The following is a 15,399-nucleotide window of genomic DNA, read 5'->3' as shown; positions in this document are numbered from 1 at the left end:
CGGCAGGCAACAGGAGAAACATGATGAAAAAAAAAGTGGCGGTTTTTTTTGTACTTGCTTTTATGGCGGGATTTTCCGTACCCGGTGTTCAGGCGTCTGATGAAGTGAAGATGCTCAAAGAACAGCTGGAAGCCATGAATCAGAATATTCAGAAACTTCAGGAAAAAATCATTGAGATAGAAAAAAAGAACGCGGAAGAGATTGAAGAGGTCGAATATCTCAACGACCGAATGGACAAGGCGGAACTTCATACCGCCACGGACAAGCTGTCCCTTGGCATCGAACTGCGGTCCCGGGCCGATACCCTGCATTATTCAGGTATGCAGGCCGCACCGCCTGCCCTGGTGAACGGTTTCTTTACCCCATACACATCCGGGGGATTCAACAATGCTACATTAACGCAGATTCAGCAACGCATTCAGAATATGGCCATGGCAGGCATGATTCCACCCACGGATGAATTCGATGCAGACAATGATGTGATATTCACCAATAAATTCCATGTAAACATGCATGCCAAAGTGAACGATCAGTTGAGTTTTTCCGGCAGGATGGCAGCTTATAAGGTATTTGGCGATTCCTCCGGAGTAAAGTTCAACCAGGGCAGTCTTGGCGATATCACCATGGACGGAAATACATCCTCTTTGCCCCACGGGGATACCCTGCGTCTGGAACGGGCTTATTTTGTTTACAACAATTACTGGGACAACATCCCCATCAGTTTCTCACTGGGACGGCGGCCATCCACCTATGGACCGCCTCTGGAGTACGCCAACTACAGCCTGGAAGCCGGATCGCCTCTGGGCACCATCATCAACTGGCAGTTTGACGGCGCATCATTGAATTTCGGTCTTGAAGAGGTCACCGGCATCTATGGTGCCGCACTGAAATTCTGTTACGGCGTCGGATTTGAAGGAGACTGGGGCAATTCCTATTCTCTGGAAGCCAGTCAGCCGGATGTTGATGATGTTCATATGTTCGGCTTTATTGCCACCCTGTTTGATGACGATTCCACCAGCGCCGTGCTCAATTACGCCCATGCCTGGGATATCACTGACGGATTCACCGGTCTGACGGTCATGCCGTTTACCGTTGCAAAAGATCCGGCAACCGGCTTGTATACGTTTGAACAAAACACCGGCGGATACATCAGCCGGATGCAGCCCAGCACGGATATCGGGGACTGGGATGCGGCATCACTGCTGTTGAGAAAAAATTTATACGAAACGTTTGAAAAAGATATCGACCTGTTTCTGGCCCTTTCCTGGAGTCACACGTCTCCATCACAGGTTTCCGCCAATCCGTTTTATGAAATCATGGGCCAGGGACTGCTCAGCTCCAACGGAAATCTGGAAGACCACGACGGATACAGTCTTTATGCGGGTGCCATTTTCCCCATGCCGTTTAACGGCCGACTGGGGCTTGAATACAACTGGGGATCCAAATACTGGTTTAACTTCACCGGTGCTGAAGATTCGCTGGTTGGAAGCAAACTGGCCACCCGGGGCAGTGTGTATGAAGGATATTATATCCAGCCGATTTTCGGACAGAACTTTTTCGTCAAACTGGGTACCAGATACTATGACTATAAATACTCGGGCAGCGGCAATCCGCTGGGGGCACCTGAAGAAATATCTGAATTAAACGCCTTGAACGCATTATTTCCTGTCGCTGATAAAGTATGGGACGGTTACATCTCCGCCACTGTCAGATTTTAAATAAATTAAAGGCGATCAAAATTCCGTGTCAGCTCCGTTCCCGGCGCTGACACGGATAACGCCTTCAAACACCAGCCGGGCCGGGCCGGTCTTGATTAAATGATTGGTTGACTTGTCCCAGAAGATGGCCAGGTCTCCACCATCGAGCACCACGGTGGCATAGTTGCCGGTCCGGCCGGTGATATGGGCCGCAGTCAAAGCCGCACAGGCACCGGTACCGCAGGCCAGGGTCATGCCGGCACCCCGTTCCCATACCTTCATTTTCAATGTCTGGTCATCCATGACCTGGATAAACTCCACATTGGTTTTGGCGGGAAACCGGGGATGGATTTCAAGGGCCCGGCCCTGAGCCGCCACATCCACTTCAGACAGATCTTTTACAAACACCACGGCATGGGGATTGCCCATACCCACGGCAGTCACGATGACCGTGGAACCATCCGCCATGTCAACAGACGCGTCAACGGCGGTATCTTTGTCACAGACAAACGGCACCTGGCGGCAGGACATGACCGGCGGCCCCATATCCACCTTCACCGAGGTCACCCGGCCGGATGCATCCGCCACCACCTCCGGGATGACCGTGCCGGCATCGGTCTGCACCCGGATCTGTTTTTTATCAATGATGTTTTTCTCATACAGGTATTTGGCAAAACATCGCATGCCGTTGCCGCACATATCCGCCCGGGAGCCGTCCGAGTTATAGATCACAAACCGGATATCATGATCATCATCCTCTGAATCCTTCACAAGGATGATGCCGTCCGCTCCGATGCCGAAATGCCGGTCGCACAGTTTTTTTGCCAGCTGCGGATACGGCATGGCGGCTTCAATGGACCCGTCCCGGTCATCCATGACAACGAAATCATTGCCGATCCCTTGCATTTTTGAAAACAAAATCTGTGTCATCTCCCCTCCCGATGGGAGGGGTCAGGCCTGCGTTATTGTAGTTATTGGGATCAATAACTACAATAACGCAGGCCTGACCCCGTGACCCCGTTTACAGCGTCTTTAGAATTGTATCCCCCAGGGCCTCTTTCTGCCAGTTGCGCAGTACACCCATGGCATCCAGATCCGCGTGGGTGATTGGTTTTTCCTGGGCCAGGGCCGTTATGGTGGCATTGTTGATCAGAAACCCCGGTTCCATGCCCAGAGACTCACTTTTCTTTTCCCGCATTTTTTTCAATGCCGTGATGCGTGCCATCACTTCCGGGGTTTTCCGGGGCATCACCGTTTTGGGATACGCAGGCAGGTCTTTGTGGGGCAAGGCCATGCCCCTGTCTATGGCCTGCCGGCACAAATGCCCGAACATCTGCACCTGGCGCGGACTGAGCATTTTATTTTCCTTTATCTCATCCAGGGATCTGGGTCGTCCCGTGGCCATGGCCAGCAGCGACTGGTTGGACATGATCTTGAACAAAGGCACATCTTTTTTTTCCGCCAGATCCATGCGCAGGGTCAGCAAATTTTCCAGGACGGCCAGGCTGCGGTTGTCCAGTTTGCCCGCCCCCTTGATTTTTCTGAAAAAAGGCGGGACATGGTTGTTCTCATACCGCACCCTGGCCTGGGCTTCAAACTCTTCTGTGGCCCAGTGCAGGCGGCCAATGGCAGCCATGCGCTTCACCAGTATGCCGTGCAGGGCGATCAGATAGGCCACATCCCCCACGGAATAAGCCACCATGTCTGATTTCAACGGGCGTTTCGACCAGTCTTGTTTCTGAAATTTTTTGTCCACATGCACATCAAAATGATCTTTGAGCAAAGCGGCCAGGCCACGCTCCCGGACATTGAGAAACCGGCATGCGATTTCCGTGTCAAACAGGTTGTTTATCCGGGCGCCCATTTCCCGGTCCAGGCTTCGGACATCAAAATCCGCACCGTGAAACACCTTGATGATATCCGGATTTTCCAGAACATCCACAAAAGGGGAAAAGTTGTCAATGGTAAACGGATCCACCAGAAACGCCTCGTCGTTTGTTGCGATCTGGATCAGGCAGATTTTTTCCTTAAAGGAATGCATGGAATCCGCTTCCAGATCCACCCCGATAATGGGATATTCAGACATTTGGGCACAGGCGTCCGCCAGGTCCGCGTCAGACTCGATAAAGGTAAATTGCAGCATCTTTTCCCTTGATTGTTGGGAGTACTTTATTTAAAATCCTTATTTTTATATCTAAAACCTTTTAAATACAATGGAAAATCAAGATGATTACCATAACATTTCCAGATAAGAGTATAAAGCAGTTTGACAATTTTCCCACGGGCATGGATGTGGCCCAAAGCATTTCCCAAGGATTTGCCAGAAACTGCGTGGCCATGAAAATCGATGACCGGCTCCTGGACCTGAGCCGGACGATTGAAACCGATACCGCCATTGAATTTATCACAGTAAACGATGACAACGCCCTGGAGGTGCTGCGCCATTCTGCAGCCCATGTCATGGCTGAAGCGGTCCTGAACCTGTATCCGGATGCAAAACTCACCATCGGCCCGGTGGTGGAAGACGGTTTTTACTATGATATTGATATGCCGCCCATTTCCGAAGATGACTTAGGAAAAATCGAAGTCGAAATCCAGAAAATCATCAAAGCCAAAGCCACGTTTGAACGGCAGGTGGTGACAAAAGACCAGGCCCTGGAAATTTTTAAAGACAATCCGTTTAAGCTGGAACTGATCCATGAACTTTCCGACCAGGAAATATCCCTTTATAAAAACGGTCAGTTTATTGACTTGTGCCGGGGGCCCCACATTCCCCACACCGGGATGATCAAGGGCATCAAGCTCATGAAAATCTCCGGGGCCTACTGGCGGGCGGACCAGTCCAGAGAGCAGCTCCAGCGCCTGTACGGGACGGCGTTTTTTGATAAAAAAAAGCTCAACCAGTATTTGCACCTCATTGAAGAAGCCAAAAAGCGGGACCACCGCAAAGTGGGCACCCGGCTGGATCTGTTCTCGTTTCACGATGAAGCGCCCGGCATGGCCTTTTTTCATGCCAAAGGCATGGACATGTGGAACGCCCTGCTGGATTACTGGCGTGAAGCCCACCGGGCCGCCGGGTATGTGGAAACCAAGACCCCGGTCCTGCTCAACCGCAAACTGTGGGAAAAAAGCGGGCACTGGGACAACTACCGGGAAAATATGTACACATGTGTGATCGATGACGAGGAATATGCCATCAAACCCATGAACTGCCCCGGGGGCATGCTTTTGTACAAAACCCGGTCCTATTCCTACCGGGACCTGCCCCTGCGGGCCGGAGAAGTGGGCCTGGTGCATCGTCATGAGTTGTCCGGGGCTTTGTCCGGGCTGTTCAGGGTCCGGTCATTCCACCAGGATGACGCCCATATCTTTATGACACCGGACCAGATCGAAACCGAGGTGCTGGGCGTCCTGCGCCTGGCGGAACAGATCTACAACAAATTCGGCCTGACCTTTCACCTGGAACTGTCCACCCGGCCGGAAAAATCCATCGGCACGGACGCCCAGTGGGAACAAGCCACTTCCGGCCTGGAAAAAGCCTTGAAACACTACGGCCAGGAATATTTCATCAATGAAGGGGACGGCGCATTTTACGGCCCCAAAATCGATATCCACATCAAGGATGCCTTAGGAAGGACCTGGCAGTGCGGCACCGTGCAGCTGGATATGGCGTTGCCGGAACGGTTTGATCTCACTTACAAGGGCCAGGACAACGACAAACACCGGCCCATCATGATCCACCGGGTGATCTACGGCTCCATGGAGCGGTTCTTCGGCATTCTGGTGGAACATTTTGCCGGCAGATTTCCCTTGTGGCTGGCCCCGGTCCAGGCCGTGATCCTGCCCATCACCCAGGACCTGGCCGATCATGCCGACCAGGTAAAAACAGACCTGGAGGCCGCCGGAATCCGGTGCGAGGTGGATCATCGCAACGAAACATTGAAAAAGAAAATCCGGGAAGCCCAGATCAATTACGTGCCCTTGATTCTCACCATCGGGGAAAAGGAAAAGGAAACCGGGACCTTGTCGGTCCGGACCCTGGACGGCAAAGTGAAGCTGGGACTGTCTCCGGCTGAGTTTGTCACCCCGGTGCAAAAGCACATCAAAAAACGGATCCTGGATGACATTGTTTTATAGCCATGATCCCGGCCGGACCCGTGCCATGGCTTCTGGGATCCGGCCTTTGAACCGCACCCTGTTCTCCCGGGTGCCCGCCACCCGCATCGAAGTGGATCTGGATGCCATTGCTGCAAACACCCGGCTACTGAAACAGGCCTGCACCCCGCAGACATCCCTGATGGCCGTGGTCAAGGCCAATGCCTATGGACACGGGGCCGTTCATGTGGCCCGGACCGCTCTGTCCCATGGGGCAAAATGGCTGGGCGTGGCCCGCATGGCTGAAGCGGTCCAGCTAAAGAATGCCGGGATTGACGCCCCGGTGCTGGTCTTTGGCGACACGTTGCCGGACCGGGCCGTGGCTGCCACCGGGCACGGCATCCGTATCTCCCTGACCGGTCCGGATGCAGCCAGGGCCGTCAATGCCGCTGCCGGGGCCGCCCGCACTTTTGTCACAGCCCACATCAAAATCGACACCGGCATGGGCCGGCTGGGCCTGTGCCCCGGCCTGAACATGGACCAGGCCCTGGCGGACATCCGGTCCATGATGCAGATGGATCATCTGAAGGTGGAGGGCATCTACACCCATTTTGCCAATGCCGATGCCGTGGACAAAACCCATGCCAAACAGCAGCTGGCCCTTTTCACAGAACTGCTGGACCGCCTGGATGCTGAAAACCGGCTGCCGCAAATTATTCATGCAGCCAACAGTGCTGCCACCCTGACTTTGCCCCAAAGCCATTTCACCCTGGTCCGGCCCGGCATCGCCCTGTACGGGCTGTGCCCCGGCCCGGGCGTGGACGGCTCACCCCTCACCCCGGCCATGTCCATTATTTCCAAAATCGCCCAGATCAAACCGGTGCCCAAAGGGTTTGCCGTATCTTACGGCAGCACCCATGTCACGGACCGGCCCACCGTCATTGCCACGGTTCCGGTGGGATATGCCGACGGCTACCCCCGGCGTCTGTCCGATACCGCCCCCATGCTGGTGAAAGGACACCGGGCAAAGGTTACAGGCCGGGTATGCATGGATTTCACCATGATTGATGTGGGTCATATCCCAGATGTCAGTCCCAAAGATGAGGTGGTGGTGATGGGAACCCAGGGGGACGGCACCATATCGGCGGATGAACTGGCGGATCTCTCCAATACCATCAATTATGAAATCACCGCCGGTCTGACCGGTCGTCTGCCTGTCTGTTACCGCCAGAAACCTTAGAATGATTCCTCAGGGTTGACCTTGAACTGATATGAAATATCAAAAAATGATTGACAAAAAATAATTTTTTGTGATATATTTGCTGGGTTTTTTGGCGACGTAGCTCAGTTGGTCAGAGCATGCGGCTCATATCCGCAGAGTCCGGGGTTCAAGTCCCTGCGTCGCTACCAGATAATACAATGCCCCTCCTTTTTTAAGGAGGGGTTTTTTGTTTCCGGAACACCGAAATGCACCCAGATAAAACCCCCATGTCAGGCCTTATTTCGCCGACCAGTCAGCTCTTCGGCGATCATTTCCGCCTGTTTTAGAACGGTCTCCGTGGCCAGCTTCTGCATATCCGGGGGATACCCGAACTGCCGCAGGGTCCGCTTGACAATGACCTTGAGTTTGGCTTTGACACTTTCCTTGATGGTCCAGTCGATGGAGGCGTTGGCTTTGACTTTTTCATACAGGACCACGGCCAGTTCCCGGAGTTTGTCTTTTTCCATGACCTCACGGGCGCTGTCGTTGCCGGCAATGGCGGTGTAGAAGGCATATTCAAAGTCAGACAGGCCCATTTCCGCGGGTTCCTTGTCCATTTTGTGGATCTCTTTGCTCAACTGGATGAGTTCTTCTATGACTTCGGCAGCGGTCACCACCTTGGCATGGTATCGTTTGATGGAGGCTTCCAGCATTTCCATGAGGGTCTTGCTTTGGATCAGGTTCTTTTTGGTCCGGCTTCTGATTTCATCATTGAGCAGCTTTTTGAGGACCTCCAGGGCCACATTTTTGTGCGCCATGTCCCTGACCTCCAACAGGAACTCCTCTGATAGCACGCTGATATCCGGCTTTTTGATTCCTGCCGCATCAAACACGTCAATCACCTGGTCGCTCACCAGGGCCTTGTCGATGACCTGACGGATGGCCGTCTCCATTTCTTCATCTGTTTGGCCTGATCCGGTCCCGTCGAATTTTGCCAGCCGGGACTTGACCGCCTGAAAAAACCCCACCTCATCTTTAACGTCCATGGCCTGCTCATGGGGGACTGCAATGGAAAACGCCTTGGAAAGCGCATTGACCTCGTTGATGTACCGCTTTTTCCCGTTCTCCAGGCCCAGGATGTGTTCTTCCGCTCCTAAAATGATGGACAGCTTTTTGCCCGTGTCCGCCTCAAAATAGTCCTCATAGGCAAACCCATGATACATCTGGGAGACCACTTCAAGCTTTTCGAGCATCAGGGTCACGGCTTGTTCCTGGGCAATGGCCGGGTCCCCTTTGCCGCCACTGTCCGAATAAAACGACAGGGCTTTTTTGAGATCCGAGGCAATCCCCAGGTAATCCACCACCAGACCACCGGGCTTATCCTTGTATACCCGGTTCACCCGGGCAATGGCCTGCATCAGGTTGTGGCCCTTCATGGGCTTGTCGATATACATGGTATGCATACAGGGGACATCAAACCCGGTGAGCCACATGTCCCGCACAATGACTATCTTGAGTTCATCTTCTGGATCTCTCATCCGTTCCGCCAGCATCCGGCGCTGGTCTTTGGTGGTATGGTGCTTTGAGATTTCAGGACCGTCTGAAGACTTAGAGGTCATCACCACCTTTATCACGCCTTTTTTCAAGTCATCTTTGTGCCACCCGGGCCTCATGGCCACCATAGCGGCATACAAATCCGCGGCGATCCTTCGGGACATGGCGACCACCATGGCCTTTCCTTCGAACACTTCCTGGCGCGCTTCAAAATGCCCGATGATATCCTGGGCTACCTGTTCAATCCGGTCTTCACTGCCGATGAGTGCTTCCAGCTGGGTCCATTTGGCCTTGGCCTTCTGGGTTTCTGTCAGGTCATCCTGTGCCAGGGTGGCATCCAGGTCGGCCACCAGTTTTCTGCCCGCTTCACTCAGGCTGATTTTGGCCAGACGGCTTTCATAATAGATCCTCACAGTAGCCTTGTCTTCCACTGCCTGGGCAATGTCATACACATCGATGTAGTTGCCGAATACCGCCGGGGTGTTCACATCCGTGCTCTCGATGGGGGTTCCGGTAAATCCCAGGTATGTGGCGTATGGCAGGGCATCCCGCATGTATTTGGCAAACCCGTAGACCACTTTTTTACCGATGACGTTTCCTTGTGCATCTTTGTCATCAATGGTTTTGGCTTTAAATCCATACTGGGTCCGGTGGGCTTCATCCGCAATCACCACGATATTTCTGCGATTCGAAAGGGTCTCATAGACATTGCCGTTGTCCGGGGAAAACTTCTGGATCGTGGTAAACACCACGCCCCCGGAGGCCACTTTGAGCAACTCCTTGAGATGGTCCCGGTCTTTGGCCTGAACCGGTTCCTGGCGCAGAAGCTGTTTTGAGGCGGCAAAGGTATCGTACAGCTGGTCATCCAGATCGTTTCTGTCGGTGATGACGACCACGGTGGGATTATCCAGGGCCAGAACAATCTTGCCGGTATAAAAAACCATGGACAAAGACTTTCCGCTTCCCTGGGTATGCCAGACCACGCCGCCTTTGCGGTCCCCTTTGGGCTGGGAGTTAACCGTTGCAAGCCCATAGGCTTCGGGGTCTTCGGCTGTTCCGGGTGTCTCCGGTGATCCTGCCGCTCTCAGGGTGGACTCTACCGCCAGATTGACCGCATAGTACTGGTGGTAGGATGCCAGTTTCTTCACGGTTTCCATGGTGATAATGCCGGTCTGGCGGTCTTCTTTTTTGGAAGCTTCAAATACAATGAAATGACGAATCAGGTCCAGGAGGGTCTTTGGGTTCAGCATGCCTTTTATCAGGGTTTCGAGCTGTCCGATGAGTGGCGATGCTTCTGTTTTCCCATCGGCGGTCTTCCAGGTCATAAAGCGGCTGAATCCGGCTGATATGGTCCCTGCCCGGGCTTCCAGGCCATCAGATATGACCATAATAGCATTGGGAGTGAACAGGCTGGAAATCTCCTGTTTGTAAGTCTGGAGCTGTTTGTATGCCGACTTAATGGTGGCGTTTTCATGGGCGGGATTTTTAAGTTCCATCAGGACCAGGGGAAGCCCATTGATAAAAATGACCACATCCGGGCGCTTGTTCACATTGTTCTGGATGACCGTGAACTGGTTGACGACCAGAAAATCATTGTTGATTGGGTCGGTGAAATCCATGAGCCACACCAGGTCCCCCCGGCTTTGTCCGTCTTTCTGGTATGTGACCGTGATCCCTTGGGTGAGCATCCGGTGAAACGCTTGGTTGTCGGCGATGAGTTCCGGAGAGTTGAGCCGCTGGATCTGTTTGACAGCATCGTTTCGGGCTTCCGGGGGAATGTGAGGGTTGATGCGGGTAACGGCAGATTGCAGACGGTCCAGCAGGAACACATCTTCAAAAGAGTGTCGATCCGGGGTGTCACTGTCCGGGGCAATGGCAGGACCATGGATGTAGGCGTATCCCTGGGTTTCCAGAAGCTGAATGGCATGTTCCTCAATGGCGTTTTCGGTGATTTTTTCCATGCGTTTCCACTGTGTTAATGCTCGTATTTCACCCGGACCTCACCGCTCATGAGTTTGGGCAGGAGGGTGTCCCGTAGTTTTTCGAGGGTGCGGATTTGGGTATTATTCAACAGCATTTTTTCAAAAAAGGATGAAACAGAATTTTCAAATTGAAAAATCTCTTCCATAGGCGGTAACAACACTTCGAGTTCTTTAAATGTAGCCGTTGTGATTGTGTCAAAAACACTTCCATACGCTGAAGACTGTAGTTCCTCTACAACATGATTGATGAGCAAGTATGTAAAGAAATAGTTCTCAGAATTTTTCGGCAATATTCCATAATTTGATTGGCTGAAAGCCATCGGTTGTGAAAGCATACAATATTTTCCAACAGTCCCTCTCGCTGAAATTACAGTAGCATATTTCGGCAATAATTTCGCCGAACTATTACACAGCCCTTTTTCTGTAATATGTTTTGGGGTATCTTGTACAAAAGATTTATGATTGGATGCAATATCACCTCCCGATAACCATGGGATACTTCCATCCCAGTATTCGGGTATTGAAGTTTTGGGAGTGCCTCCACCAAGCAAATCAATAATTCCAAAAAGGCTACCCTCCTCCCAATCATCCCGCGCCTCCTCCACAAACCACTGTCTGAAAAGCGTTTCCGCCATGGCTTCAAGGGTTTTATTCTGGCGGTGCAGCAGGTCTATTTTGTCATCAAGGCTGGAAAGGACCGAGGCGATGGCTTTTTGTTCGGGGAGTGGAGGGAGCGATATCTCAAAAGCTCTGATATCTTTCATGTTAAGATGCGCGACTACACTTCCTGTTGAACGGGACTGAAGGTCATATTTTGTTTCTGGGTTAACCAAGTAGTACAAAGCAAACTTTTTGTATACTTCATTGTGATGAATTTTTATTAAAACTGTTCTCTGCCCTAAACAAACCTTATACCCTGTATCTATCCATCCTGCTTCCCCAACCGGGGCTTCCCGTGCCAAAATGATATCACCGGGTTCGGGTGTAGCTCGCTTAATCCATTCAAAATATATTTTTTCGGAGACCCTATTTGCGTTTTCATAATTCAATCTTCCATTGGAAATATCTGTTGTCCTTACCGATAAATACTCACTCACTTCGACCTTTGGGGCAGTTTTGTGCTCGCAATCCACAATTTCTGCAATTTCTGATAAAAGATAATCGGTCACGTCTTCACCTTCCCCAAATTCTCCAGGATCAGAGCATTCAATCGTTCTTCTTCTTTCAACTGCACCGCAAAGCCCAACTCAAAATATATTGTCATTCCTATTCTTCCAGCCATTTCATGCCCACATCCCCCATCAATATCCGTATCTGCTGAATGGCGATTTTGTTCAGTCGTTCAAGCCGGGTATTCTGGGGAAGGCCCTCATTTAGAATTTGTTTTTGCTACCCATTGTTTCACCGAAAGAACAAAACGGTTTAATCCGGCCTGATTTTTAATTCCCTCGAATTCGGGGGAATTAAAATCCGGATTATAGATTTCTTCCCAGATGCCCAAAAATTCAATGGTGTTTTTATTTCTCAACCATTTTTCGATCAGCGAAAGCCCATTTTCAATATTTCTCACCATATCGGTTAAAGATATATAATCCTGCTGATCCGTTGAAATAACGGTAATTTCTCTTCCCTGAACTTCAATTTTAGCCATTAACCCTCACCTTCCCCAGATTCTCCAAAATCAACGCATTCAGCCGTTCTTCCTCTTTCAGCTGTCCGGAAAGTTCCGCCTTCAGCATGTCAAACCGCTCCTTGAAGTCAAAATCGTCCTCTTCCAGGGCCAATCCCACATACCGCCCCGGTGTGAGCACATAATCCAGGTCCCGGACCCGGTCGATAGTTGCGGAATTGCAGAACCCTTTGACATCCTCATAGTCCCCATCCGGGTTCCGCCAGTTATGGTAGGTGTCGGCAATAATCCTGATGTCTTGTTCTGAAAACTCTTTGGTCCGGCGGTTGATGAGATGACCCATGTTCCGGGCATCGATGAACAGGATTTCATCCACCCGGTTCCGGAATTTACCGTTGGCCTTGTTTCTGCTGCAAAACCAGAGGCAGGCCGGTATCTGGGTATTCAGGAACAGTTTGGGCGGCATATTGACAATACAGTCGATCAGCCGGGCCTCGATGAGTTCCTTTCGGATATCCCCTTCTCCGGAACTTTTGGACGTCAAAGACCCTTTGGCCAGAACGAACCCGGCCTGACCCGTGGGATTCAAATGATACAGAAAGTGCTGTATCCAGGCATAATTGGCATTTCCGGCAGGCGGTGCCCCGTGTTGCCACCGGCCATCTTTTCTGAGCAAGTCTCCGCTCCAGTCGCTGTCATTGAATGGCGGATTGGCTATCACATAGTCGGCCTTCAGGTCCTTGTGGACATCATTGAGAAACGACCCTTCATTGTTCCATTTCACCTGGGAGCTGTCGATCCCCCGGATGGCCAGATTCATCTTTGCCAGCCGCCATGTGGTCTGGTTGCTTTCCTGGCCGTATATGGAGATGTCGTTGACCCGGCCCTGATGGCTCTGTACAAATTTTTCAGACTGCACAAACATGCCGCCGGAACCACAGCATGGATCAAATACCCGGCCTTGATGGGGCTCCAGCATTTCCACCAGAAGTTCCACAACGCTTCGGGGGGTGTAAAACTGACCGCCCTTTTTCCCTTCTGCCAGGGCAAATTCCCCCAGGAAATATTCGAACACATGGCCCAGTACATCGGCACTCCGGGATTTGGCATTACCCCAGGCAATGTTCCCCACCAGGTCAATGAGACCGCCCAGGTTGGCGGGGTCCAGGTTGCCACGGGCATATACCTTGGGCAATACTCCCCGCAATGAGGGATTTTCTTTTTCAATGGCATCCATGGCCTCATCCACGGTTTTACCGATGGTGGGCTGTTTGGCCTGGGTCTGAAGAAATCCCCACCGGGCCGTTGAAGGGACAAAAAAAACGGTTTCCGCCCGGTATTCATCCTTGTCTTCCGGATCGGCCCCGGCGTATTCCCCCTCGCCTTGCTTCAGTTTGTCATACAGGGCCTCAAAGGCATCTGAAATATACTTGAGAAAAATCAGACCCAGGACTATGTGTTTGTATTCGGCGGCATCGATGTTTTTCCGCAGTTTGTCGGCGGCTTTCCAGAGTTGTTTTTCTATGGGTTCTTCGGCGGGGGTCTTTTTCTTTTTTGCCATCAGCAGGTGCTCCAGTTGAATTGAACATTCTCAGACAGATTGAAACCTTTGCCCATCATACGACAACAAAATGCCTGGATCAGTGGCCATTTGGGTCGTATCGATGCTCTGGAAATACTTATCTAACTTTGGAGGTAAAAGCAAAGTGTTTTTTTGATTGGCGGTCAGGGATCTGGCGGGGGATGATCCCCTGTTGTATGCGGCAAAAAAGCTATTGGCCGGGCAAGACGGACAGTAGATGCTTACATGGCCGACCTTTGCGGTGTGAACCAGATGGGCCTTGGCATCCATCCACAACCATTTATTAAAAATGGCAACACTGCCAAATCTAATAAATGCCGGTTTGGCTCGTGGGTTCACCGTGGCCCAGGTGGCGCAGGTGGCGCAAAGGGGTGATATGATCAGCCTTATGCCAAGATTAAAAATCAATCAAGATATTAATCCCCTTATCTGGGGTTAGGGCTGGATTCCCGGATTTCTCTTTCATGAAGCCCCATGAGATACAACAGCCCGTCCAGGCCCGTGGTGGAGATGGCGCTGGCCGCTTTCTTGCGCACCACGGGTTTGGCATTGAATGCCACGCCTAAGCCAGCGATGGAGATCATGGGCAGGTCATTGGCCCCGTCTCCCACGGCAATGGTCTGTTCAATGGACAGGTTTTCTTTTTGGGCGATTTCCCGCAACAGGGCGGCTTTTTTCTCACCGTCCACGATCCCGCCTTTAACCCGGCCCGTCACCACCCCGCCTTCCATGTCCAGTTCATTAGCATAAACATAATCAAATCCCAGGGTTTCCTTGAGATAGTCCCCCACAAAAGTGAATCCGCCGGACAGAATGCCCAGTTTATAGCCCAGGCGCTTGAGCGTGGCAGTGACCAGTTGGGCCCCTTCGGTTAAAGGCAGGGTTTGAAGAATCCGGTCCAGGTCCGACTGTGTCAAGCCTTTGAGCAATGCCACCCGCTGACGGAAACTTTCCTTGAAATCCATTTCCCCCTGCATGGCGGCCCGGGTGATCTGTTCCGCCCGGGGACCGGCTCCGGCCATTTTTGCCAGTTCCACGATCACTTCGGACTGAATCAGGGTGGAATCCATGTCAAACACCACGAGTTTCCGGTTTTTCTGGTAAATATTGTCCACATGAAACGAGATATCCACACCCGTTTCCCGGGAGATTTCCATGAACCGGCCCCGCATGGCCCCGATCTGTTTCGGGGTCCCGGACACGGAAAACTGGATACTGGCCCGGGGCCGGGACTGGGGATGCTGAAGCGAAATCCGCCCGGTCAGCCGGGTGATAAAATCGATGTTCAGGCCCTGGTCGGCACAGACCGATGCCACGGCCGCGATCTGCCGGGCCGTGATGGCCTGTCCTAAAATGGTGATGATCCGGCGTTCCTTGCCCTGGGCATGGACCCAGTGTTCATAACTTTCCGGATCCACGGGTTTGATATCCACTGTCAAACCCGATTTATACCCTTCAAACAGCATGTCTTTGAAGACAGCGGAAAAATCTTTTTTGCAGGGAATAGCCGCCAGAATTCCCAGGGAAAGATACTCATGGATGACCGACTGGCCGATATCCAGCACCCGGACATCATACCGGGCCAGAATCTGGGTAAAACAGGCACTTAGCCCGGGCCGATCCTTACCGGTGATGTTGATCAGTACGATATCGTCCAT

The 15,399-nt window shown here is 51.9% G+C and carries 11 protein-coding genes and 1 tRNA gene; 4 read left to right on the top strand and 8 right to left on the bottom strand.

Annotated elements, in window-relative coordinates; genetic code table 11:
• The first annotated feature begins 20 nt into the window (after window positions 1-20).
• Window positions 21-1,718, top strand: coding sequence for a DUF3373 family protein (locus K365_RS0105620; RefSeq protein WP_084489773.1), 1,698 nt, complete (start codon window positions 21-23; stop codon window positions 1,716-1,718).
• Between the two features lie 15 nt (window positions 1,719-1,733).
• Here K365_RS0105620 and dapF read toward each other — a convergent pair whose 3' ends face one another.
• A complete protein-coding gene (gene dapF / locus K365_RS0105615) occupies window positions 1,734-2,627 on the bottom strand; it encodes a diaminopimelate epimerase (protein ID WP_024333853.1) in 894 nt (297 codons plus the stop codon).
• Window positions 2,628-2,718: 91 nt separating this feature from the next.
• Window positions 2,719-3,840 carry a ribonuclease D gene (locus K365_RS0105610; protein ID WP_024333852.1) on the bottom strand — a complete coding sequence of 374 codons (1,122 nt, stop codon included), beginning with the start codon at window positions 3,838-3,840 and terminating at the stop codon, window positions 2,719-2,721.
• A gap of 83 nt (window positions 3,841-3,923) precedes the next feature.
• Between K365_RS0105610 and thrS the strand changes: the two genes are divergently transcribed.
• From thrS to K365_RS0105595, 3 genes are all read left to right on the top strand, one after another.
• Complete coding sequence (gene thrS, locus K365_RS0105605; RefSeq protein WP_024333851.1) at window positions 3,924-5,834, top strand: threonine--tRNA ligase; 1,911 nt, start codon at window positions 3,924-3,926, stop codon at window positions 5,832-5,834.
• Window positions 5,818-7,032, top strand: coding sequence for an alanine racemase (alr, locus tag K365_RS0105600; protein ID WP_029724967.1), 1,215 nt, complete (start codon window positions 5,818-5,820; stop codon window positions 7,030-7,032). Before thrS ends, alr begins: the two co-directional genes overlap by 17 nt.
• A 93-nt stretch (window positions 7,033-7,125) precedes the next feature.
• Window positions 7,126-7,202: transfer RNA gene (locus K365_RS0105595), tRNA-Met, on the top strand.
• Between the two features lie 81 nt (window positions 7,203-7,283).
• On the opposite strand, the gene K365_RS0105590 is transcribed toward K365_RS0105595, so the two are convergent.
• From K365_RS0105590 to serB, 6 genes are all read right to left on the bottom strand, one after another.
• Window positions 7,284-10,508 (bottom strand): type I restriction endonuclease subunit R, encoded by a 3,225-nt coding sequence (locus K365_RS0105590; protein WP_024333849.1) that lies wholly within the window; start codon window positions 10,506-10,508, stop codon window positions 7,284-7,286.
• Window positions 10,509-10,522: 14 nt separating this feature from the next.
• A complete protein-coding gene (locus K365_RS0105585) occupies window positions 10,523-11,698 on the bottom strand; it encodes a restriction endonuclease subunit S (RefSeq protein ID WP_024333848.1) in 1,176 nt (391 codons plus the stop codon).
• A 200-nt stretch (window positions 11,699-11,898) separates the two neighbouring features.
• Window positions 11,899-12,180, bottom strand: coding sequence for a KilA-N domain-containing protein (locus K365_RS0105575; RefSeq protein ID WP_024333847.1), 282 nt, complete (start codon window positions 12,178-12,180; stop codon window positions 11,899-11,901).
• The gene (locus tag K365_RS0105570; RefSeq protein WP_024333846.1) at window positions 12,173-13,720 is read right to left on the bottom strand and encodes a type I restriction-modification system subunit M; all 1,548 of its coding nucleotides are present in this window, start codon (window positions 13,718-13,720) and stop codon (window positions 12,173-12,175) included. Before K365_RS0105570 ends, K365_RS0105575 begins: the two co-directional genes overlap by 8 nt.
• 30 nt (window positions 13,721-13,750) lie before the next feature.
• A complete protein-coding gene (locus K365_RS0105565; protein WP_024333845.1) occupies window positions 13,751-14,149 on the bottom strand; it encodes a hypothetical protein in 399 nt (132 codons plus the stop codon).
• A gap of 17 nt (window positions 14,150-14,166) precedes the next feature.
• Window positions 14,167-15,399 (bottom strand): phosphoserine phosphatase SerB, encoded by a 1,233-nt coding sequence (gene serB, locus K365_RS0105560; protein ID WP_024333844.1) that lies wholly within the window; start codon window positions 15,397-15,399, stop codon window positions 14,167-14,169.

It is taken from the genome of Desulfotignum balticum DSM 7044 (genome assembly GCF_000421285.1).
Classification (GTDB): domain Bacteria; phylum Desulfobacterota; class Desulfobacteria; order Desulfobacterales; family Desulfobacteraceae; genus Desulfotignum; species Desulfotignum balticum.
The sequence above is the reverse complement of the archived record's forward strand: the minus strand, read 5'-3'. Positions and strand labels throughout refer to the sequence as shown.